Source organism: Arthrobacter sp. HMSC06H05 (assembly GCF_001807395.1).
Lineage (GTDB): Bacteria > Actinomycetota > Actinomycetes > Actinomycetales > Micrococcaceae > Pseudoglutamicibacter > Pseudoglutamicibacter albus.
In genome coordinates this window covers 17877-38623 of the sequence record NZ_KV789001.1, presented here as the reverse complement: position 1 = coordinate 38623, position 20747 = coordinate 17877, and the positions used below count along the sequence as shown (strand labels likewise).

Annotated in this window: 18 protein-coding genes; 7 read left to right on the top strand and 11 right to left on the bottom strand. The window is 61.2% G+C overall.

Features of this window, described 5'->3' with window-relative positions; genetic code table 11:
* Positions 1–11 precede the first annotated feature (11 nt).
* Genes HMPREF3160_RS09055 through HMPREF3160_RS09045 form a run of 3 tightly spaced genes read right to left on the bottom strand, consistent with a single transcriptional unit; the run spans position 12 to position 7527 of the window.
* A complete protein-coding gene (locus HMPREF3160_RS09055) occupies positions 12–3701 on the bottom strand; it encodes an ATP-dependent DNA helicase (RefSeq protein ID WP_070508092.1) in 3690 nt (1229 codons plus the stop codon).
* Positions 3698–7006: an ATP-dependent DNA helicase gene (locus HMPREF3160_RS09920; RefSeq protein WP_070508091.1), complete on the bottom strand. Its 3309-nt coding sequence runs from the start codon at positions 7004–7006 to the stop codon at positions 3698–3700. Before HMPREF3160_RS09920 ends, HMPREF3160_RS09055 begins: the two co-directional genes overlap by 4 nt.
* The gene (locus tag HMPREF3160_RS09045; protein ID WP_070508090.1) at positions 7000–7527 is read right to left on the bottom strand and encodes an MGMT family protein; all 528 of its coding nucleotides are present in this window, start codon (positions 7525–7527) and stop codon (positions 7000–7002) included. Before HMPREF3160_RS09045 ends, HMPREF3160_RS09920 begins: the two co-directional genes overlap by 7 nt.
* Positions 7528–7680: 153 nt before the next feature.
* On the opposite strand from HMPREF3160_RS09045, the gene HMPREF3160_RS09040 reads away from it, so the two are divergent.
* The gene (locus HMPREF3160_RS09040) at positions 7681–8427 is read left to right on the top strand and encodes a 3'-5' exonuclease (protein WP_070508089.1); all 747 of its coding nucleotides are present in this window, start codon (positions 7681–7683) and stop codon (positions 8425–8427) included.
* Here the strand turns inward: HMPREF3160_RS09040 and HMPREF3160_RS09035 are convergent.
* On the bottom strand, positions 8385–9134 hold the full coding sequence (locus HMPREF3160_RS09035) for a hypothetical protein (protein ID WP_070508088.1): 750 nt from the start codon (positions 9132–9134) through the stop codon (positions 8385–8387). The two genes, HMPREF3160_RS09040 and HMPREF3160_RS09035, sit on opposite strands and share 43 nt — an antisense overlap.
* A 260-nt stretch (positions 9135–9394) precedes the next feature.
* Here HMPREF3160_RS09035 and HMPREF3160_RS09030 point away from each other — a divergent pair, with 260 nt between their 5' ends.
* The 3 genes from HMPREF3160_RS09030 to HMPREF3160_RS09020 all read left to right on the top strand — a co-directional run bounded on the left by HMPREF3160_RS09030 (position 9395) and on the right by HMPREF3160_RS09020 (position 12035).
* Complete coding sequence (locus tag HMPREF3160_RS09030; RefSeq protein ID WP_070508087.1) at positions 9395–10012, top strand: TetR/AcrR family transcriptional regulator; 618 nt, start codon at positions 9395–9397, stop codon at positions 10010–10012.
* Between the two features lie 102 nt (positions 10013–10114).
* Positions 10115–10342, top strand: coding sequence for a DUF3107 domain-containing protein (locus HMPREF3160_RS09025; RefSeq protein ID WP_035755427.1), 228 nt, complete (start codon positions 10115–10117; stop codon positions 10340–10342).
* A gap of 13 nt (positions 10343–10355) precedes the next feature.
* Positions 10356–12035 (top strand): DEAD/DEAH box helicase, encoded by a 1680-nt coding sequence (locus HMPREF3160_RS09020; protein ID WP_083285599.1) that lies wholly within the window; start codon positions 10356–10358, stop codon positions 12033–12035.
* Positions 12036–12057: 22 nt separating this feature from the next.
* Here the strand turns inward: HMPREF3160_RS09020 and HMPREF3160_RS09015 are convergent, their stop codons facing one another.
* Entirely contained in the window at positions 12058–12939 is an 882-nt protein-coding gene (locus HMPREF3160_RS09015; RefSeq protein ID WP_070508086.1) for a PHP domain-containing protein, read from the bottom strand.
* 83 nt (positions 12940–13022) lie between these two features.
* On the opposite strand from HMPREF3160_RS09015, the gene HMPREF3160_RS09010 reads away from it, so the two are divergent.
* Entirely contained in the window at positions 13023–14594 is a 1572-nt protein-coding gene (locus HMPREF3160_RS09010; protein ID WP_370977591.1) for an aminopeptidase P family protein, read from the top strand.
* A 96-nt stretch (positions 14595–14690) separates the two neighbouring features.
* Here the strand turns inward: HMPREF3160_RS09010 and HMPREF3160_RS09005 are convergent, their stop codons facing one another.
* Positions 14691–15581: a YflT domain-containing protein gene (locus tag HMPREF3160_RS09005; protein ID WP_370977590.1), complete on the bottom strand. Its 891-nt coding sequence runs from the start codon at positions 15579–15581 to the stop codon at positions 14691–14693.
* 54 nt (positions 15582–15635) lie between these two features.
* On the opposite strand from HMPREF3160_RS09005, the gene HMPREF3160_RS09000 reads away from it, so the two are divergent.
* Positions 15636–16790, top strand: coding sequence for an Mrp/NBP35 family ATP-binding protein (locus HMPREF3160_RS09000; protein ID WP_070508084.1), 1155 nt, complete (start codon positions 15636–15638; stop codon positions 16788–16790).
* A gap of 96 nt (positions 16791–16886) precedes the next feature.
* Here HMPREF3160_RS09000 and HMPREF3160_RS08995 read toward each other — a convergent pair whose 3' ends face one another.
* The gene (locus HMPREF3160_RS08995; RefSeq protein WP_070508083.1) at positions 16887–17285 is read right to left on the bottom strand and encodes a twin-arginine translocase TatA/TatE family subunit; all 399 of its coding nucleotides are present in this window, start codon (positions 17283–17285) and stop codon (positions 16887–16889) included.
* 59 nt (positions 17286–17344) lie between these two features.
* Positions 17345–18037 carry a hypothetical protein gene (locus HMPREF3160_RS08990; RefSeq protein WP_141739897.1) on the bottom strand — a complete coding sequence of 231 codons (693 nt, stop codon included), beginning with the start codon at positions 18035–18037 and terminating at the stop codon, positions 17345–17347.
* A gap of 236 nt (positions 18038–18273) precedes the next feature.
* Here HMPREF3160_RS08990 and HMPREF3160_RS08985 point away from each other — a divergent pair, with 236 nt between their 5' ends.
* On the top strand, positions 18274–18909 hold the full coding sequence (locus tag HMPREF3160_RS08985; protein WP_035755433.1) for an O-methyltransferase: 636 nt from the start codon (positions 18274–18276) through the stop codon (positions 18907–18909).
* A gap of 203 nt (positions 18910–19112) precedes the next feature.
* Here HMPREF3160_RS08985 and HMPREF3160_RS08980 read toward each other — a convergent pair whose 3' ends face one another.
* From HMPREF3160_RS08980 to HMPREF3160_RS08970, 3 genes are all read right to left on the bottom strand, one after another.
* Complete coding sequence (locus HMPREF3160_RS08980) at positions 19113–19280, bottom strand: DUF3117 domain-containing protein (protein WP_070491469.1); 168 nt, start codon at positions 19278–19280, stop codon at positions 19113–19115.
* Between the two features lie 155 nt (positions 19281–19435).
* Positions 19436–19777 carry a hypothetical protein gene (locus HMPREF3160_RS08975; protein WP_070508081.1) on the bottom strand — a complete coding sequence of 114 codons (342 nt, stop codon included), beginning with the start codon at positions 19775–19777 and terminating at the stop codon, positions 19436–19438.
* 107 nt (positions 19778–19884) lie between these two features.
* Positions 19885–20712, bottom strand: coding sequence for an LOG family protein (locus tag HMPREF3160_RS08970; protein WP_083285598.1), 828 nt, complete (start codon positions 20710–20712; stop codon positions 19885–19887).
* Between the last annotated feature and the right edge of the window lie 35 nt (positions 20713–20747).

Below are 20747 nucleotides of genomic sequence, written 5' to 3'. Positions count from 1 at the left end.
GCCCCGCCTTGCTAACTTTCAGGTCCCGCGCTTGGCCCTGTTCCCCCGCTCGTTTCCGGGTTCAGGGTGCGTTGTAGTGCGGCTTCGAGTTCGGCTTCTGTTGCGAGTTGTTCTTCTTCCGGCCACACGGTGGTGCCGTGCCCCACATAGTAGAACGCGGTCTTGATCTTCTCGATGGGTGTACCGGTGAGACGCGACCAGGCAAGCCGATAGACAGCAAGCTGTCTAGCTTTGGCTGGCAGTTCTTTTTTCGAGGGAACGCGGCCAGTCTTCCAGTCGACCAGCAGCCAGCCGTCGTCCTCTTTATAGACTGCGTCGATGAACCCGCGGACACTGACTCCGGCGATCGCGGTTTCCACGGGAGCTTCGACTTGATGCGGGATCCGGCCGGCCCATTCCGAGGCGAGGAAACCTTCTTTGAGGGCATCCAGCGTCGCTGAATCTTCCGCATCGGCATACACGTCCAGATCCGGGATGAGTTGGTCATCAAGCCCGAAACCTGATGCTTTGTTGAAGTGCTCTTCGACCCATTCGTGGAACTCTGTTCCCTGCTGGGCGGCGATGCCAGGCCGATGAGGAACAGGCCGGACGAGGTTGCGGAAAGCGCTGTCTGGGTTCTGTTCCGTTTCGACTAACAGCGAGGCACGCACGTGGCTTGGCTTCCATGTGTGTTGCTGTTCAGACGCGGCGCGCTCCAGCAGCAACAGGTGTGCTTCTTCGGCCCATTCTCTGCCAGCCTCGGTTCTCATGTGTTCAGCGACTGTTTCACCGTTCACACCGCTGTTTTGAAGACCTCGAGCGGCGCTACGCACGTGATCCGCGGCGGCTTCCACTGCGGCGCGGCGTCCCGCGGCAGGCGCCGCAATAACGCGTTGCACAAGCTTGTGGGACATGGGGCCGCGTGGCTCTGAACTCTGTGCGGCTTGCGCTTGTGATACGAGGTCTTCGTCGAGGGATGCGGGCTGAACGTGGCGGATGGTTGGGCCTTCGAGTGGATCGTAAGGCCACGCAGCCTCCACGATGGTGGCGGCTTCCGGATTTTCAGCGGCCTGCCCCTCTTCCGCCGTGAGGCCTCGCGCGATCTGGACGTTCGAGCCTGCCCCCTCGCTGTTGGCCATGTTCGTGAGTTCGGTGAAGAATTGCGAGGACTCGCTCGGTTTCTTGTTGGTGCCTTTGAACCGACTTGAGCTGCACAGCACGAGACTGCGGGCACGCGTCACACCAACGTATGCGAGGCGTCGTTCCTCATTGACTGCATGCTCGGCTACGGCGGTCTTGTATTCCGGGGCACCCTCTTTTTTCTTCTTACTGCTACTAGGTAGGGAGTTCAGGTCTGTGAGGTCGCGTTGATTGTCCACCCATTGTTGAGGGTCTTCTAACGCCGTGAACTGAGGCAGCCCATCGCGGTCGCCGCGCAACGGCCACGGGAACTCGCTGACGTCTGTAACCCAGTTCGTTGCCCTGTCGCTTGGGAAGTCTCCTTCGCGCATGCCTGGGAGTGCGACGACGTCCCATTCGAGGCCCTTTGATCCGTGAACCGTGAGGATCTGCACGGTCCCGTCGGTCGCGGGTTCGGGGGCTTGTTCGATGCCGCCTCCGTGATCGCTTGCGATGCTGAGCCATTCGAGGAACGCGGTGAGGTCTGGGGCTTCTTGTGCCGCTTCGAATGTCACGACGAGGTCCATGAACGCATCGACGTGGCGCCGCGCACTCGCTTCATGAGCGTATGGCCGGGCAAGCAGTTCGATGTCGAGGCCGAGGACTCGCTCGATTTCTGTGACGAGGGTCGGTAGATCTTCGTTGGCGAGCGAACGCAGGTAAGTGAGTTCTTCTTTGAGGCGGGTCAAACGACGATGCGCGGCCTCACTCAGCGTGCGTCCCGCTTTGGAGACCCACCCGGGTTGAGGAAGGTTGTGGAGCGCTTCGATGAGGCTTGCGCTTTCAACGATTTCGCCGGTGTCGGATGCGAATCCGCGGTCGCTTTCTTTGGATCCGTCTTCGGATTCGAAGTCGGCCGGGAGCTGGTGTTGGATTGCGTAGGCTCGCCGCTTGGCCCTGTATTCGGCGTAGTCGTTGAGCGCCATGAGGTCGGCGGGACCGATCCTCCAGCGGGCGCCTGCGAGCAGACGCATGAGGGAGTCTGAACGGCCCGGGTCATTGATCACGGTGAGGGTCGCGATGATGTCTTGAACTTCGGGGGTTTCCGTGAGCCCCTTGAGTCCCACGACCTCAACCGGTATTCCGCGTTCGCGTAGTGCTTCGGCGTAGGTTTCTTGGTTGGAACGCACACGAGTCAGCACCGCAACACTCGGCCAGGTCCCGTGGCTTGCGTAATACGTTTCACGTTCCGTCTGGATCGTGTCAGCAAGCCCTTCTGCTTCGTCTCGCTCAAGCAGGTAGGACGCTAGCCGCACTTCGGCGGTCTCGGCGTGCGCGTGCGCCCGAAGTGGCGAGACGTGGAGGCTGCCTCGGCTCGGCAACGTGATCTCACGCTCGCGACGGGCGATGGGCCCTGCAGCTGCCCCACTCGCATCGGCTGTCGTTTCCAGGACAGCTTCAGCCTCGTGATCACTGCCATGGTCTCCGCCGCGTAACGGTTCGGAGATGCGGTTGGCGGCATCGAGGATGCTGCGGCCGTTGCGCCATGCGATGGTCAGTTCCATCTGCGGCGCGGGTGTGTGCGTGCCGTCTTCTTCGGTAGTGCCGAAGCGGTGTTTGAAGGATTCAAGCTGGCCGGCTGATGCGCCTCGGAAGGAGTAGATGGCCTGGTTGGGGTCCCCGACCGCGGTGATGCAGTGTTTACTGTGACCGCGATTGCTGTGCCCGAAAAGCCGATGGAAGAGCTCCATTTGCGCGTGGGAGGTGTCTTGGAATTCGTCCAGGAGCACTACGGGGAAGCGTTCCCTGTAGGCTGCACTGATCTCCGGGAACCCGGCAAGGGTTACGGCGTGTTTGATGAGGTCGCCGAAATCGAGCAGGGACCGTTCCCGTTTGAGTGTTTGGTAGCGGCCGGCTAGGTCCGCGATGACGGCTTTGCTACGAAGCTTGCCGATCAGTGGGCTTGGGTTTTTCGTCCGGGCTGTGGCTCCTGGTGGAAGTTCCGCGATACGGTCGGCGTGTTCGTGGAGCCAGTCGACTGTTTCAGCTGGTTCAACGAGGTGTTCGGCGGCCTGGCCGGAATAGTTCAGAGCTGCTTCAATGAGTGTCGCTTTAGCGTAGGCGACGCCATCGAGGTTGCCGTCGTAGCTGTTGGCGATCCGGGTCATCAGCATCCACTGGTGTGCTTCGTCGATGAGTGTGGCGTCGGGTTCGATCCCGATGCGCATCCCGTGGTCGCGTACGAGTGCTTGCGCGAATGAGTGGTAGGTCGAGATCTCGGGGCCTAACCCGCTCTGGAGGCCTTCGATTTCTTCGCCTGTGCGGCGACGGAGGTCTTCAAGGCGTCCTCTCACGCGTTCGGCGAGCTCGCCTGCGGCTTTGCGTGTAAAGGTGAGGCCGAGGATCCCTTCGGGTTGTACTTTTTGATTTGCGACAAGCCAGAGCACGCGGTCTGTCATGGTGGCGGTTTTCCCGGAACCGGCTCCGGCGACGACGAGCAACGGCTCCATCCCGGCCGAGATGACTGCGGCTTGTTCGCTGGTTGGTTCGTGTGCTCCGAGGGTTTCGGCAAGTTGGCTTGGCGTGTAGTTTTCGGCGCTCATGGGTGTGTTACCTGCCTTCCTGAAGAGCACAGTGGGCATGTTCCGGGGTTTGCGCAGGGGAATCCACCGGGCAGGTGCCGGGCCAAGAAGTCTGCGGCAGACATGATCGCTGCGGCTTCGCGCACGCGCTGTTCAGCGTCCTGGACTTGCTTTGTTTCCACGATGCTTTCCTGTTCACGCAGCGCAGGGCCTTTAGATGCTCCTCCCAAGCCGACGATGCGCCCTCCCACTGGTCTGTTGCGATGTTCCTCGGGGATCTGGGTGAGCTCCTTGAGTGCCCCGTGGATGACCGCTAACTGGTAGGTGCGTAACTGATCGTGGGTTTTGACTGCCTCTTGGGTGGGAAGGTTCTTACCTGTTTTGAGGTCGGTAATGGTGGGGCGGCCGTTGTCGTCTAGGTCGATGCGGTCGATTGAGCCACTGATGGAGATCGGGTGTTGATCGCCTTCAGCTGGCGGCAACGCTACCTTGAATCCGTGTTCCTCTTTCGCTGATTCCCTCGGTGGTGAGCCAACGTAGGCTGCGAATTTCTCGAGGATTTCCCGCGCGTATTCGTATTCGCGTTTGCTCTCCCAGTCGGAGTCGAAAGAGAGCTCTTCCCAGCTGCTGCTGAGTTCTCTCAGCATCGAATCCATGTTGGCTTCTGGGAAGCGTTCCGCGATCCGGTGGATCAGCGTTCCGAGGGATCTCGCGAAGTCGGTAGGTTTCACTCCTCCGGCGGCCCGCATGAACCAGGTTTGCGGGCGTTCGATCGCGTCTTCTACCTTCGAACCGGAGACTTTGATCTCGTTTCCGGGTGCGATCACCGGATCATGTGAGCTCAGTGGTGCCAAACCCCACCACTCTTCCGGTGCCGCACCCCGTACTGGCGCTGTGCTGTCCGCTGGCTCTTTACCCCGTTCTCCTGTTGTGCTGAGGTATCCCAGGACGGTCGCGGCGTCCTCGATCAAATCCGCGTTCTCCCCTGCTTCTGCGGTGCGGCGCAGCACCGCAACAAGGGACGCAAGTGTGGCTGGCCGCGGCACTTGGATGGGTGTGAGTTTGCTGGCGTGTGGCCCGCGCATCGTATCGAGGAACGTGGATGGTGTGATGTCCTCGTCCATGACGGCGGTGACGTAGAGCTGTTCTCTGGCTCGGGAAACCGCTGAGGCGAGCTGGCGTAGCTCGTCTGCACGTACGGCTTTGAGCTTGTCTGCCACGGTGGTGCTGTGCAGTGTTTCCGGCCCGTGTTCGAGCACTGCCGCAAGGTCTTGCGAACGCAAGAGTTGCCCGCGTAGCCCGGTGGATGGCCAAACGCCTTCTTGCAGCCCTGCGATGATCACGGTGTTGTATTCGGTTCCGGCGGCTGCCGCTGGGGTGAGGACTTTGACTCGCCCGCTTGAGGAGCCTCGTTGGGCAAGTGAGTCCGTGGGGACGTCATGGTCTTCGAGGCTTTCAATGAAACGGATCACGGACCCTTTCGGGTTTTGTTCCGCGAAACGTTCGGCGGCTTGGAACAGTGCCATCACTGCGTCGAGGTCACGGTGTGCTCGGCTGGAGCGCAGGCCGTTGTCTTTCAGTGCCGTGCTGCGCCAGGCTTCACCCATTCGGGCGTTCTCCCACAGTGACCACAGCACGGTTGCCGGTGTTGTGGGTCCGGTGAGGTGTTCTCGTGTTGCCGTGATCATTCCTTTGAGTCGTAACGCGGCGTGGCCGGCGGCACCCCAGCTTTGATAGTCCTCTTGCGTGTAGTCGGCGTCCAGGAGGTTTCCGAGGAGTTCGTCGCTCGTGGGCGGTTTGATGCCTGGGCCGTCCTCCTGGTTGTAGAGGTGGGCGTTCCTGAGGCGGTCGTAGCCGAGTAGGTCTTGGCGAATACGGCGGATGTCGATGCTCGTGACGTCTCCGTAGCGGCCCAGCAGGAGGCGTTCCCCGGCCGCGGCGCGCGCCGCGTTGGTCTTGTTGGCTTCGTGGGTTCCGTTCCGTGGCCCGAGTTCCGTTGGCCGCAGCGCGATGCGCGCCATGTCAAGTAACGGCGCTACCGCGGCTTCTTCTTTCAACGGCCGTGATGCTGGCGGCAGTTCGGTCGCGATTCCGTTGAGTTCCAGGGCGCGCGCGAGCCGGGATACGTGTTCTTGGTTGCGCGCGATAACCGCGATTTCTTCGTATGGAACGGACCTGCGAATATGTGAGTCGATGACGTGCCGGGCCACAAGCCGGTGTTCATCAGCCACGCTGGAAACCAGTGAAACCTCAGCGCTGGCGTCGAACTGTGCTTCATAGGGTCGCCGTAGCGCATCCGCTCCGATGGCGGGTAGCCGGTTTACGATGGCGCGGTACATGCTGTGAATGCCTGGGCTCATCCGGGCGGTGCTCATCTGGGTGGAGGTTTCCAGCACGGTCACCGCGTTCTCGCCGGTGCGTTGTTTCGCTGTTGAGATGAGGTCATCGACTAGGTCTGCCCGTGCGCCGCGGAAACCTTGAACTACGGTATCGGGGCATGCGAGTGCGATGACATCGCGGGCTCCGGCGCGGCTTGGCGTGTTCATCAGTAGGCTGATGAGCCGGTTTTGTGACGGGGTCGCTTCTTGAGCATCGTCAATGATGACGAGCTCAAGTTCCGCGAGGAACCGTGCTGCGAACTCCGTGTTGGCTTCCAGCGCTACGATCGCCTGCATCATGAGCTCAGCGGGGGCGAAGGCTTCCGGGTGTTGGAGGCTTGCTACGTCACGGAACTCTTGAAGGAACTGGGCTGTCGCTTCCCATTCTGGGATCCCTAGCCGCCTGCCTGCCGCCTGGATTTCTTCGGGGCTTGCGCTGAATTCGTCGGAGCGGTCCATGAATTCACGTAGCTCGCTACGGAAACCGCGAGTGCGTGGGGCATCGCCGAGGGAATCCGGCCAAGCTGGCCCGCCACCTTTTTCTTGGTGACCGGCCAGAAGCTCCTCGATAAGAGTGTCTTGCTCAGCACCGCTGAGAAGGCGGGGCGCGGTTGGCACCCCGGCGAGCGCACCGGATTCCCACGCTTGGGATAGAACGTCATATGCGAAACCTGCGAACGTGCGCACGACGGGGGAAGAGAACGTGATGTTGCTGCGCAGTGCCAGCTGGTCACGCAGACGGTTCGCGGCGGCACGGTCAGGAACCAAGATGATGCCCGCGGTTGTGTCCATCCCGGCACGTATCCGGTGGACCATGAGGCTCAAAGCGAGCTCGGTTTTACCTGTTCCTGGTTCACCGAGAATCACACGGGGACCGCAGCCGGGGTTCTTCACGTACTCCGGCAACTCGTACCATTCCGGCACCTCAGGCGAAGCTTCTTTCAGCATCGTGGTTCCTCCGTTGCTTCACTCGCGGCGGTTACGTTGCCGGCGGTTCCGCGCGCGTCTGTTTCGTCCAAACCCATTTCGCCCGCATCCGTTTCGCCCGCGTCGATCGCTTCAAGCTGCGCAATCCGGTCTCTCAACGTGTTCCATTCGTGGCTGTCCGGATGCCAGAACGCCGCCTCACGTACTCCACGCTCGCCATAGGGTGTGCCTTCATCTTCCCAGTGCCGCCGAGCACGCCCCAGCAGTTCAGGGATCAGCCCACCATCGGTACGCACATGCCGCCACCACGGGATGCCTTCCGGGGCACGGCGCATTGCCGCAGCTGCCCTCCGAGCGTTGGAAAGCCCCAGCCACGCCGCAACGGTTCCGTATGCCACCACCCTGCCGGCGGGACACGCTTCCAGGACCCGAAACACGGCCTCGTCCACCACCTCGGGATCGCGCCTGCCCTCCCCGGACAGAAGCGCCCCACCCCGAGCAGCACTATCTGGCCGTGCCCGGCCGCCAGGAACGTTACTCATCGCGGCCTCCTCTCAATGCCCAGCTTTGATTCCATTCACACTGCATCACAGGGGTCTGACAGTTTGAAACTCCCGCGCCGCACAGCCTAAGAGAAAACCACAGCACGCAAACCACCCGCTCTCGCCGCGCAACAGCCCAGGTAGGTTAGATGCATGACCTCATCTTCTGCTCACAGTGCACCGCATCCTTGGCATGAGCTTCCGCGTGCCGCGTTCGATCTGGAGACGACGTCTCCGAACCCACACGAGGCCCGCATCGTTTCAGCGAACATCAGCATCATCAACGGCAAGGCTGAAGTGATGCAGTCGCACAACTGGCTTGTGAACCCTGGGGTTCCCATCCCGCCAGAAACCACGAAGATCCACGGGATTTCTGACGCCGATGTTCAAGCCGACGGCCGCGATCCGGTTGAGGCTGTACGCGAGATGTCTGAGCTGTTATCGCAACTCTTCCAGACCATGCCGGTCATCGCGTTCAACGCCCCATATGACTTCACCGTGTTGCGTTCGGAAGCTCAGCGTCACGGGGTTGAAACCATTGATGCGAGCCCGGTCATCGACCCGCTCGTTTTGGACCGTAAATTGGACCGGTTCCGCCGCGGTAAACGCACGCTGAGCGTAATGAGCGAGTTCTATAACGTCCCGTTGAATAAAGCCCACACCGCCGATGCGGATGCCCTAGCCGCTGTTGGTGTGGCCGATGAGATTGCCCGCCGCTACCCTGCCGAAGTTCAGATCGTCCCGTTGCTACTGCATTCGCAGCAGGTTCAGTGGCATCAGGAGTGGGCCGCGAACTTCCAGGACTTCTTGCGCCGCAAGAACCCTTCGGCCCGCGTAGATGGGAGCTGGCCGCTGACCTACGGCGGAGCCGCCTCGGCGCCTGCGTCCAGGAGTGCTTGAGCGGCGCGTTCCCCGAGCTGTTCAGCTTGAGCCAACGTTTCGACGCGGCCTGCGGCTCGTTGCCGCAGTGTGCGGCTTCCGTTGGTCACTACCGCGTTGACTGCAGCTCGCACGGGTCCCGCCCCGGCCGCGGTTGCGCTCACGCGAGCTCCGTTCGTGCCCGCAGTTGCGGTTGCCAGGCATGCGAGCGGTGCGTGGATGTGTCCGTCCAGGTAGTTCGCGACGGCGGCTTCGCATGCCAGCGCAACATCCTGGGTTGTCAGTTGACTGTCTTTCTCGCGTTGGCGTGCCGCATCAAGGCTCCAGCCTTCCGGTGCCGCCTGGAGCGGGGCGGGCATCAACACGCCTACGTCGATCGCTTCAGCGACCCGCCTCTCGGCTCCGGCATCGACTGCGGCCTGCAGGCCCATGACAGCCCACTGCGTTCCCTGCTCGGCACCCACGCGCATCAGCGCTTCACATTCGCTTTCACCGGCCTCCGGCGCACACAAGACCACGCGGGCATCCGGCCGGGCGATCATCAGCTGGGCTTGCCGCAACCGCGTTGTCGTGAGGATACGGACACCGGTGGCAAGGCCGTCGATGCTCGTCGTTGCTGAACTCGTGAACTCGGCTTCCTCACCCAGCCAGACGAGCGCCTCGCGCGCATCGAGTCCCGAGTTTGCTTGGCTAGAAGCCGTAGGGTCTGGACTAGCTAGATTCTCCATGCGGCCATGATCCCACGTACACGTTAATCTCACCCGCACGTGCGCAACATGAGGTTCCGCGAAACCACGTGCGCCCACCGCAGGCCGATCCCTCCCCCGCAGGCCGAGCCCTCCGCCGCCTCGCCCCCACCGCCCCATCGGCCCCACCACTGCCTCATCGCCCCCACCACCGCCCCATCGCTCCATTGGTTCCTCCGGTAGATTCGGTACATTGGGTTGCGAACCGTTCGCATCGGTCTGAGGCGGAAGGACACATCGACATGACTCAAGCAGCCAGGCGAATGCCTCGTGATGAACGCCGCGCACAACTGATGGGCGTTGCGCAAAGAACTTTCTCTCAGCACGGTTACTTCGCGGCGTCGATGGATCTGATCGCTGAGAACGCTGGGGTTTCTAAACCGGTTTTGTATCAGCATTTCTCCAGCAAGCTGGATTTGTATGTGGCGTTGCTTGAACATGAGCTCGATAGTTTGGTTCTCGCCGTCCGGGAAGCGTTGAACGCGTCTGATGATCCGTTCACTACGGTTCGTTCTACGGTGGAGGCGTATTTCGATTTCGTGGCGCGGGAAGGTTCCGCGCACGAGCTAGTTTTTGAGTCTGATCTATCGCATGAGGCCACAATTGCTCGTCGTTTGCGTCAGTTCCGCGACACGATCGGGCTCGAGATTGGCCAGAAGCTCGCTACATTCACGTCTTTGGATCAGTTTGAGGCCACATATTTAGGGCTTGCTGTCACGGCGGCTGCGGAGCGTGCCGCTGGTTTGTGGCAGCAGACCTCGGATGAGATGACCCGGGAGCGCGCAAGCGAGCTGGTGTGGCGCTTAGCTTGGCGCGGAATTGATGGCTACCTCGAACACTCAACCACGCAGATGCCGTAACGTAGGGAATAAGCACGATGCCTCCTACCACACGCGTGGTGGACATCGATGATAATGACGGTCGCTTTCGCGGCTGTGAGTCAGAGGCGAAAGGTTCTTCACATGGAAATTCGTATCGGCGTGAAACACGTGGCCCGCGAGGTTGGTATTGAAACTGATGCCAGCTATGACGATGTGGTTGCTCAGATTGAAGAGGCCGTCAAGAACGGTTCGCTGTTGCAGTTGAGCGGTGTCAAGGGCCGTAAGATCGCTGTGCCTGGCGATTCGATCGCTTATGTTGATTTCGATGGCCGCCGTCCTGGCCCGGTCGGTTTCGCCCATCAGGCGTAATAGAGAGTATTGAATGACTGAAACCACTCAGCAGACTTTCGCTGATTTTGATGTGGATGCTCGCATTGTTGAGGCTTTAGCTTCCAAGGGGATTGAGCATCCGTTCCCTATTCAGGCGATGACGTTGCCGGTTGCTTTGGGCGGCCACGACATCATTGGCCAGGCTCAGACCGGTACGGGTAAGACCCTCGGTTTTGGTATCCCTGCTCTGCAGCGTGTTGTTGCTCCGGGTGAGTATGGTTATGAGGATTTGCCGCATCCGGGTGCTCCGCAGGCTTTGATTGTGGCGCCGACCCGTGAGTTGGCGGTTCAGGTTGCGGATGATTTGACGTTGGCAGCGTCGAAACGTTCGGTGCGGATCGCCACGATTTATGGTGGGCGTGCGTATGAGCCGCAGATTGAGCAGTTGGCTAAGGGTGTCGATGTGGTGGTCGGTACGCCTGGGCGTTTGATTGATTTGAACCGGCAGCGTCACTTGAATTTGTCTGCTGTGCGAATTGTTGTTTTGGATGAGGCTGACGAGATGCTGGATCTGGGGTTCCTCCCAGATGTTGAGCGTCTGATTGCTGCTGTGCCTGAGGTTCGGCAGACGATGTTGTTCTCTGCGACGATGCCTGGGCCTGTTATTTCGATGGCGCGCCGCTACATGTCGAAGCCGACGCATATCCGGGCGTCCGTGCCCGATGAGTCTGCGAATATCACGAAGAAGGACATCCGGCAGCTGGTGTACCGCGCGCATCAGTTGGATAAGGATGAGGTTGTTGCGCGAGTGCTGCAGGCTGAGGGCCGTGGCCGCACGATTATTTTCACGCGAACCAAGCGCCAGGCTGACCGGATGGCTGAGGAACTCAAGGACCGTGGGTTCGCGGCGGGTGCTTTGCACGGCGATCTAGGGCAGGGTGCGCGCGAGCAGGCGTTGCGTGCGTTCCGCAACAATAAGGTCGATGTGCTTGTTGCTACGGATGTTGCCGCTCGCGGTATTGACGTTGAGGACGTCACACACGTGATCAACCTGTACTGCCCGGATGATGAGAAGACGTATCTGCACCGTGTGGGCCGTACGGGCCGCGCCGGCCACAAAGGTACGGCAGTCACGTTTGTGGACTGGGAGGATGTTCCCCGCTGGGGCCTGATCAACAAGGCGTTGGGCCTTGATTTTGAGGAGCCTCGCGAAACCTATTCTTCTTCGGAGCACCTGTTTGAGGATTTGAACATCCCGAAGGGCACAAAAGGCCGCTTGCCTCGGGATAAGCGTGTTCTGGCTGGCTTGGATGCCGAGCACGTTGAGGATTTGGGTGGCCCGGATTCCCGCAAGTCCCGCGGTGGCCGCTCTGGCTCGGGGCGCTCCGGTTCCCGTCGCTCGGCTCGTTCCGGCCGTGGCCGTGGCGAACGTGGCCGTAGCGAGCGCGGCGAGCGTTCTGGTCGTGGTGAGGGTGGCCGTAGCGGCCGTTCCGGTGGCCGTCAGCGCCGTCGTACCCGTTCGGGCGAAGGCGCCGAGTCAACGCGACAGAACTCAGCGCAAGGTTCGGCGCAAGGTAAGAACTCAGCACAGCCTAAGAACCCAACACAGCGCTCAGACGCAGGCGCGCAGGGTGATTCTGGATCGCAGCGTTCGCGTGGCGGGAGCCGTTCGCGGCGCCGCTCCGGTGGCCGTCAGCGCCGCCGCACGCGTTCGGGCGAAGGTGCCGAGTAGCGCCTGAACCTGCGGCGTGAGCTCAGCGCACCCATTCTGCAGGTAGCCCCGCGGTGTATGCGCTCCGATTGGCGGGTGCGGCCTGGTTAAGGATTTTTTGTAGCTGTTCCGGATCGGTAAGGTTTTCACCGAGCCGGTTCGGTTTTCCGGTGCCGTGATAGTCGGAGGACCCGGTGACAATGAGGTTGCGTTCGCGGGCTACCTTGTGGAGCCATTCCCGCCCGGCTTGGTTGTTGTCCCGGTGATGAATCTCAACCCCAGCAAGCCCGGCGTCAACGCATTCTTCGAGGTCGGAGGCACGGATCACCCGACCACGCGCAGGGGCAGCGGGATGAGCCATCACGGGCACTCCCCCGGCGGCGCGGATCATCTCTACCGCGCGGACCGGGCTCGGGGCGGGTTGAGCAACGTAGTAGCGGCTCTTGCTTGAGAGCAGGTCACTGAATGCTGAGCTGCGGTCCGGGATGATGTTGGCGGCAACGAGCGCATCGGCAATGTGGGGGCGGCCAATCGTGGCGCCATCACTCGTTTGTGCGAGCACGTCCTCCCACGTGATCGGGAAATCCTCAGCGAGCTTCTCAACGATCATGCGCGCCCTTGCCATACGCGAATTCCGTTGTTCCTCCATCGCGGCAACCAGTGCCGCGTCTTCCGGGTCCGGCATGTAGGCGAGCATGTGCACCGTGACGCCGGTATCCGGGACACGGCAGCTGACCTCGATGCCGCCGAGCCAGCCGATCCCCACCTCAAGGGCGGCCGAGCGGGCGGCATCCCAGCCCTCAACCGCATCGTGATCAGTCAGGGAGATCACGTCAAGGCCGGCCGCGTGGCCTTGTTTGATGACGTCGGCAGGCGATTCGGTTCCGTCTGAAACCCACGAATGAGTGTGAATGTCGATGCGCATGATCCTCAGCTTACGGCAGAGCCCGCATGTTTCAGGATGAAACTGTCAGTGGCGAGTGACACGATAGAGGTGTGAGTAACGAGATCTCTGAATCGCAGTCCCCTGCCCAGCCACCCGCCGCAGCTGCTGCCGGTGCGGGCTCTGAGCAGCCTATTGAGGAAAGGGTTAACAACCGTTCCATGCGACCTAATTCTGAAGCTTTCCGTGAGTTCATGGCATCGAGCTGGGCAGAGTCGGATCACAGTGTGACCCGCGCGGCCTCAGCCGATTACGCCGCTCAACGTCGCGCCGCTTTGTCCGCGATGTTCCCGGGCGAGCGTCTGGTTTTGCCAGCCGGCCCGCTCAAGGTGCGTTCGAATGACACCGATTACCGTTTCCGCCCACATTCCGGTTTCGCTCATATGACCGGTCTGGGCACAGACCAAGAACCGGACGCTGTCCTGGTCATGGAGCCTGTTGAAGAAGGCGCCGGCGATGACGGCTCCCAGCACGTTTCCACACTGTATTTCCGCCCGATGGCTGGCCGGGACTCCAAGGAGTTCTATTCCAACGCGCGCACCGGCGAGTTTTGGATCGGTGCCCGCCACACGCTCGAAACGATGGCGACCCAGACCGGTTTGCCAACCGAGCACATGGACCTGAAACTTGAGGATGCGATCACCGAGAACGCTGGACACCCAGCCTTCGGCGGTTTGAGTGTGCGTGTGGTCCGTGACGTGGACCCCACCGTGGATGCGCTCGTGGACACCTCCCGCATCAACACTGGCATCACCGACCTTGAAGCTGAGGATAAGAAGGACGCCAAGCTCACCGAGGCGCTCTCTGAGCTGCGTTTGATCAAGGACGAGTGGGAAATCGAGCAGATGCGTGAGGCTGTTGCCGCGACGGCTTCCGGTTTCGAAAACATCATCGCCAACCTTGCCCGCGCCGTGGATCATAAGCGTGGCGAACGCGTTGTGGAGACCTCGTTCTTTGCTCGGGCTCGTGAGGAAGGTAATGACCTCGGCTATGACACGATCGCGGCCTCAGGCAACAACGCGACCACACTGCACTGGATCCGCAACGACGGCCAGGTGAACTCTGGTGAGCTTCTACTGGTCGATGCTGGTGTTGAGGTTGATTCGCTCTACACCGCCGATGTGACCCGCACTGTTCCGGTGGATGGCACGTTCACCCCGGTCCAACGCAAGATCTATGAGGCGGTCCTGGATGCCGCTGATCAGGCGTTCGCGATCGTCAAGCCCGGCATCACGTTCCGGATGATCCACGATAAAGCCGCCGCTGTCCTGGCTGAACACCTCGATGCGTGGGGCCTGTTGCCGGTGAGCGCTGAGGAAGCGACCAAGCCGAGCGGCCAGCAGCATCGCCGTTGGATGCCGCACGGTGTGAGCCACCACCTCGGCCTCGACGTCCACGACTGCGCGCAGGCCCGCCAGGAGCTGTACCAGGACGGCATCGTGGCCGAAGGGATGGTCTTCACGATCGAGCCGGGCCTCTACTTCAAGGCTGAGGACCTCGCTGTACCTGAGGAATACCGCGGCATCGGCGTACGCATCGAGGACGACATCCTCGTCACCGCCGACGGCGCGGAATCCCTCACCAAAGACATCCCACGTACCGTGGACGAGGTCGAAGCCTGGCTCAAACGCAGCTAAGCCAGCGTAGCTAAGCCCGCCGTCCATGTCGCGCCCCGTGAACTCGCTCTGTGAAGTCGCCTCGTGAGGTCGCTCCGTGATGATGGCGCGGCAGAGCTACTTCTGTTGCTCTTCCTCAGGCTTCTCTGAGGCTTCGGAATCCGTCGACGCTGGCTCATTCGAGTCAGCGTCGACTGGTTTCTGCGCGGCGAGGTCTTCGCGGCGGACCCCGAACCGTGGACGCCCGTCTTCGAGGTCGGCGTAGAACGGATCGCTCGGAGCCGTCGATGCCGCAGACTGTTCAGCGCTTTGCTCACCGCTAGCGGAGCTCCCCTGCTGGCCTGAAGCACCGAAACCCTGGCCATCCGTATTCTGGCCAAAAGAGCCCTGACCCGCAGAGCCTTGCCACGATGGACCCTGGCCCGCTCCGTAGCCTCCCGCAGCGCCCTGACCATTGCTTCCCTGCCCAAAGCCACCCTGGCTGTAGTTCGGGCCGTCGTTGATCGGTAGGGACGCCGGGCGGTCTTGAAGCTTCCGCAGTAGTGCCTGGGCTTGCCCTGCGACTTGTGGATTCACGATCACGTCCCAGCTCGCCGGGAGCACCTGCCGGGTGGATGCGAAGTCGCGTTTGCCGCGGCGTAGAGCGTACTGGATGATGCCGAAGAGCATCCACATCACCGCACCGATCAGCACGGCCGCGAACATCAGCGTCGCCACGTTGGCGCCCTGAGGCGAGAACAGCATCATGATCAGCCCAAAGAACAGGCCCATCATCGCGCCCTGCATCGCGCCTTGCAACGCGACTTTCGGGTAGGTCAGCTTGCCGGAGACCCGTTCAACAAGTTTGAGGTCGTTACCGATGATGGAGACGTTGTTGACCGGGAAGTCGTTATCCGCGAGGAAGTCAACCACCTTCTGGGCGTCCTGGTAGTCGCTGAAACGTCCCAAGACCGGCCCGCGCGGGATACTCATGAACATGTTGCCGAAGCTCTGCGGTGTAGCTGTCATGATCACCAATTTACCGCTCCTTGTGTGTGCGTGGCCTTAGTTATCCTGGGAAGTATGCCAACAGCTGACTTTTCTGACCGAGGCAACCATTCTGACCGGGGCCATCTTTCTGACCGGGTTCGGGAAGCGCTCGCGTCAGTGCAGGATCCCGAGTTGCGCCGCCCGCTGGTTGATCTGGGAATGTTGCGTGACGTCACGGTCACCGATGACGGCCGGGTGAGCGTTACGGTCAAGCTCACGGTTGCTGGCTGCCCTATGAAGGCGCGGATCACCGATGACGTCGAGGCAGCTGCGCGCGGTGTTGCTGGGGTGTCCGATGTTGATGTGGTCTTGGATGTCATGTCGCCTCAAGAGCGCGCCGAGTTGGTGGGCTCGCTCAAACGCACGGGCTCACCGTTGACGAGGCCGGATACGTTGACCCGCATTATCGCTGTGGCTTCGGGTAAGGGTGGTGTTGGTAAGTCCGCGGTCACGGTGAACCTTGCAGCCGCGTTGGCGGCTGAAGGCTATAAGGTCGGCGTGATCGACGCGGATGTTTTGGGTTTCTCGGTCCCCGGTTTGATGGGGGTCACGGACAAGCCGACCCGGGTTGATGACCTCATTTTGCCGCCGGTGGCTCACGGTGTGAAGGTCATGTCGATCGGCATGTTCTTAGACAGCAACCGGCCTGTCATGTGGCGTGGCCCGATGCTGCACCGGGCTTTGGAGCAGTTCGTGAACGAGGTGCATTTTGGTGACCTCGATTTCTTGCTCCTGGATTTGCCTCCTGGCACCGGCGATGTCGCGATTTCTGTGGGCCAGTTGTTGCCGCATGCCGGTGTTCTGGTGGTGACTACGCCTCAAGTTGCGGCCGCTGAGGTCGCTGAGCGTGCCGGGGCGATGGCGCATGAGGTGGGCCAGAAGGTGCTTGGCGTGGTGGAGAACATGTCCTTCATGCGGATGCCGGACGGCAGTGTCTCCCGCATCTTCGGCTCCGGTGGTGGTGAGATTGTGGCTGAGCATCTGAGCGAGCAGGTGGGCTACCCGGTTGCTGTACGCGCGCAGGTCCCGCTCGAGGAGCGTTTGCGGATCGGGTCCGATGAGGGTGTCCCGGTGGTCTTGAGCCCTGAGGCTTCTGAAGCGGCCGATGCGCTCCGGGCGCTGGCGCAGGAGCTCGCCTCGGCCCCGCGCGGGCTTGCCGGTAGATCGCTCGGCGTCACACCTCGGTAGCCACGCCCCGATAGCCAGGCCAGTGTAGCTACACCGGGGTAGCCACGGCGCCGCACCGCTAGCCACGCCACGGCGTGAGACCGCTAGCAGGACAGCCTAGGTTGCTTCGTCATCGAACGGTGCCGGCTGGTCCGCCGGCAGCCGATCCTGGCCTGCAACGTTCGGTAGGGCTTGAGGCTTCCATTGTGCCGAGGCTGGTTCTGTGTTGGTGCTCGTCGTTGCGTTAGCGGGAGCGTCGTCTTCGAAGAGGGCGTCGCGGATGATTTTGCGTGGATCGTATTGCCGCGGGTCGAGTTTGCGCCAGTCAACGTCCTTGACTTCATCGCCCATTTCCTCTTGGAAACGTTCCTTGGCGGTGCTCGCGTAATTGCGGACGCCCTTGATGAAGTCAGCGAGTTTTCGGGTGTACTCGGGCAGCTTGTCTGGCCCGAGGATCACAACGGCAAGAATCCCCAGAACCAGGAACTCTGCACCATTAATTCCAAAAAACTCCACGCCCGAAGCTTACCTGTTCACGCGATGCTTACGAATCTGACACGTATTCTAAGCGACCCTTACCGCGGCTCCATGAGCCTAGCGAATCCACGGGTGAGCCGCTCCAGCCCGCCAGCTCTGGAGGCTTCGAGGTCTCGGATCTTGTCCGTGGCTTGCGTGCGCACTTGGTGCACGAGGATCTTCTCGTGGATCGAAGGCAGGTCAGCCGCGATGACGAAACGGGCACTGTCGGTGCTCAGTTCGGCTTGCCACAGCGGCCCTCGGCCATCACGCAACCTGTGGATCGCTTGGTTGCTTGCGTCTGCGTCTTCTGATTGTGTACGGCTTTGGATTGCCGAGCCGTGGGCGTCGCGGGATTCAACGATCACCACAGTACCCGCGGGTGAGGAGTAGGTCTGCTGCAACTCGTATGTGTTGCCGATGTGGCGGCCCGATGCACTCTCCCACGTGAAACCGATAGTGCGCAGGTCGGTGCACAGCCAGCCGGCGTGACGTAAGTTCGTCACCTGTTCGGCGCCTAGAGCCTCGCCACGCGACGTGAAATGCGCCGCTGACGACGTCACCGGTTGCGGCTCCCGGACTCCCCCAGCAGCCCACGCCGCGACCAAGATTCCCAGCAACGCTGAGAACGTTACAAGCGCCCCCATGAGCGGAACCCAACGCCTAGCCGATCCAAGACCCCTCACCGTGTCCGTGTGCGCATCTCGGGAAGTGGCGTTGAAGGCGGCTTCGTGGCTAGATTCGCTCGTCACCTCTGTGCCACCTCCGCTCTAAATTGGATCCGGATCCTCCCTCATTTTGCCTTGTTCACCTGAGCGAAACCTGATAAAGAACTCAAGAGGAACTGCCCCCTCTTGGGTGTTGTTGCACGCCACTCCCCTTTGAGGTTGAGGCCCCGCTGACCGCTTGGACATAAGATGTCTTAGACGCCCTTGCAGTTCCGCGCCTGTTTCCTTCACTGCCCCGTTTCAATCCTCGGAGGGATTCCGTGTCAGTTTCTAAGCACAGCAGCTGGTCTTATACCGAGGCTCTTCCCCTCGAGGACGCTGCGCTGACCGCCGCGCGGGCCCGGGGCTTGGAACTCGGCGTGGAGTCAGTGACCCCGGCCGTGGCTCAACTGATCACAGTACTCTCCGCGAGCGCTGCAGTGGAGGCCGCGGTTGAGGTCGGAACGGGCGTGGGGATCAGTTCGCTCGCGATTCTGCGTGGAATGGCTCCTAGCGGAGTGCTCACCACGATCGATAAGGATTACGACCACCTCGAAGCCGCCCGCTACGCCTTTAAGGAAGAGAACATCCCCAGCCGCCGCGTGCGCACCATTAATGGCCGCAGCCAGGAGGTCCTCCCTCGGCTCGCGGATTCCTCGTATCAGCTGGTACTGCTCGATGGTGACCCTAACCGGGTCGCGAAAGAAGCTGTGGAGGCGCTACGGCTGCTTGAACCGGGTGGGCTTTTGATCATCAACGATGCGCTGGATTCAGACCGCGTGTTGGCACCTGCCGTACGCAAGCCTTCAACGATCGCGGCCCGTAAGGCTCAACGGTGGCTACGCGATCACGAGGACGTGTTCTCTGTGACCATTCCGTCTGGTTCCGGGGTCCTGCTAGCCGTCAAGCAACGTTAGCACCGCGTTAACTGCTAAGGCCGCGTTGGCCACTAGCCTTGCGTTGGCTGCTAGCACCGCGTTGCCCGTTCGCCTCCGCACCCGCTGGATCTGACGGCTAGCCTACCCGCATGTCACCTGGCGGAGGCTGAATGTTTAAGCACTGGATGCGCCCACCGGTGTGGTGGACGCATCCAGCATTGCAAACCTAGTGACGTGAAGGCTTAGCCTGTTACTCCAACGAGCGCATCACGCATCGCCACGGCTTCATCGTCGTTGATCTCAAGGACCAAGCGGCCGCCGCCTTCGATCGGAACCCGCATAATCAAGCTCCGACCCTCTTTGACAACTTCCAACGGGCCGTCACCCGTACGCGGTTTCATCGCAGCCATTTTCGTGCGCTCCTCAGGTTCCATTGGGGTATCGCTCACCCCGTCGAAGTACGAGCCCCTAAAGGGTTACCTTGATTATCCCAGATAACCTGTGTCACAACCAATTGAAGGATAATCAGACCACACCCTAGATGCCTCTTGGTAACTTTTAGCCTCTAGTGCGCTGAGCTGCTTCGGCCAGATTTAGAAGCCTGGGAACGCAGGCGAGCGTTCTCAACCTCGAGCTCATCGATCCGTGCCGCGAGCTCATCGAGCACCTTATCGGTCACATCACAGCGGTATCCACGGAAGCCGATCGGCAAACGCAAAGCCTCAACGTCTGCACCCTGCGGGCTTTCGGGAAGCACAACAGGCGGGAGCACCGGGTCAGGTTCAGGCAGGCCAAACATCGGAGGCGTGTCATCCAACGGTTCGGTTTTCTGGGACGGCCGCGGATACACGGCTATAGCGATCGCCGCCGCAGCCGCCACCGCGATGAACACCACAAAGAGCGGCATCAGATCAACCTCACAGAACGCAGCGTGCGCTGCCTCGACTTACACTCAAAACATTTGTCTGCCGCGCCCGCTCGCGTCGGGCCCGCTATCTCTAGGATATGCGGTTGCTACGATGCGGCGTTGTCGTTGCTGCCACCCGCATCGCCATGTGGCTTTCCGGCTGGGCCGCGGGCGTGCGCAGTCACGAACTCAACGGCTTCTGCAACATCGTCGGTGATCAGCGGGCGCTGAATATCTGATTCACTGATGGTTCCTCGTCCCAGAAGCACCTGTTGCATCCATTCAAGTAGCGGGCTCCAGAAATCCTTACCAACCAACGCGATCGGGTATCCGCTAATCTTCTGGGTCTGACACAAGGTCATGATCTCAAAGAGCTCATCAAGCGTTCCTACCCCACCCGGCATCACGATGCAGCCGTCCGTGTACTTCACGAACGTGACCTTGCGGCTAAAGAAATAATGGAAAGGAACCGGGGTGTCCACCCACTCGTTGAAGCCCGTCTCAAAGGGCAGGTTGATACCCAGCCCCACCGAACGCCCACCGGCTTCCGCTGCTCCACGGTTAGCGCCCTCCATGGTTCCCGGGCCGCCACCGGTCACCACCGCGAAACCTGCCTCGACCAGCTGCCGTCCGACCTCGCGGGCGGCCGCATACTCCGGGGTGCCTTCGCCGAGCCGAGCTGAACCGAACACGGCGATCGCCCCGCCCAGCTCATTCAGCGAATCATAGGCGGTCACAAATTCGGACTGCATCCGCAGAACTCGCCACGCTTCGCGGCCGCGATCGATCGGCGAAGAACGCTTGAGCATATCTCGGTCAAAGTGGTCGGCTTGCCTGCGGCCGGGCAACGGAACATCGCGATGGGAATGAGACCCACGATGAGATTGAGACCCACGGTGTGGCTGTTGATGCGGCGAACGGTCAGAGCTGTCCATGTCTCAACACTATCCAGTACGCACGCAACTGGCAC

Excerpts from the sequence above, each read along its gene's own strand:
- HMPREF3160_RS09000 (WP_070508084.1), top strand. The coding sequence starts at position 15,636 with ATGCCAACAGCTGACTTTTCTGACCGAGGCAACCATTCTGACCGGGGC.
- HMPREF3160_RS08980 (WP_070491469.1), bottom strand. The coding sequence starts at position 19,280 with ATGGCTGCGATGAAACCGCGTACGGGTGACGGCCCGTTGGAAGTTGTC.
- HMPREF3160_RS09005 (WP_370977590.1), bottom strand. The coding sequence starts at position 15,581 with ATGACAGCTACACCGCAGAGCTTCGGCAACATGTTCATGAGTATCCCG.
- HMPREF3160_RS09015 (WP_070508086.1), bottom strand. The coding sequence starts at position 12,939 with ATGCGCATCGACATTCACACTCATTCGTGGGTTTCAGACGGAACCGAA.
- HMPREF3160_RS09025 (WP_035755427.1), top strand. The coding sequence starts at position 10,115 with ATGGAAATTCGTATCGGCGTGAAACACGTGGCCCGCGAGGTTGGTATT.
- HMPREF3160_RS09020 (WP_083285599.1), top strand. The coding sequence starts at position 10,356 with ATGACTGAAACCACTCAGCAGACTTTCGCTGATTTTGATGTGGATGCT.
- HMPREF3160_RS08970 (WP_083285598.1), bottom strand. The coding sequence starts at position 20,712 with ATGGACAGCTCTGACCGTTCGCCGCATCAACAGCCACACCGTGGGTCT.
- HMPREF3160_RS09920 (WP_070508091.1), bottom strand. The coding sequence starts at position 7,006 with ATGCTGAAAGAAGCTTCGCCTGAGGTGCCGGAATGGTACGAGTTGCCG.
- HMPREF3160_RS09055 (WP_070508092.1), bottom strand. The coding sequence starts at position 3,701 with ATGAGCGCCGAAAACTACACGCCAAGCCAACTTGCCGAAACCCTCGGA.
- HMPREF3160_RS09040 (WP_070508089.1), top strand. The coding sequence starts at position 7,681 with ATGACCTCATCTTCTGCTCACAGTGCACCGCATCCTTGGCATGAGCTT.
- HMPREF3160_RS09030 (WP_070508087.1), top strand. The coding sequence starts at position 9,395 with ATGACTCAAGCAGCCAGGCGAATGCCTCGTGATGAACGCCGCGCACAA.
- HMPREF3160_RS09035 (WP_070508088.1), bottom strand. The coding sequence starts at position 9,134 with ATGGAGAATCTAGCTAGTCCAGACCCTACGGCTTCTAGCCAAGCAAAC.
- HMPREF3160_RS09045 (WP_070508090.1), bottom strand. The coding sequence starts at position 7,527 with ATGAGTAACGTTCCTGGCGGCCGGGCACGGCCAGATAGTGCTGCTCGG.
- HMPREF3160_RS08975 (WP_070508081.1), bottom strand. The coding sequence starts at position 19,777 with ATGCCGCTCTTTGTGGTGTTCATCGCGGTGGCGGCTGCGGCGGCGATC.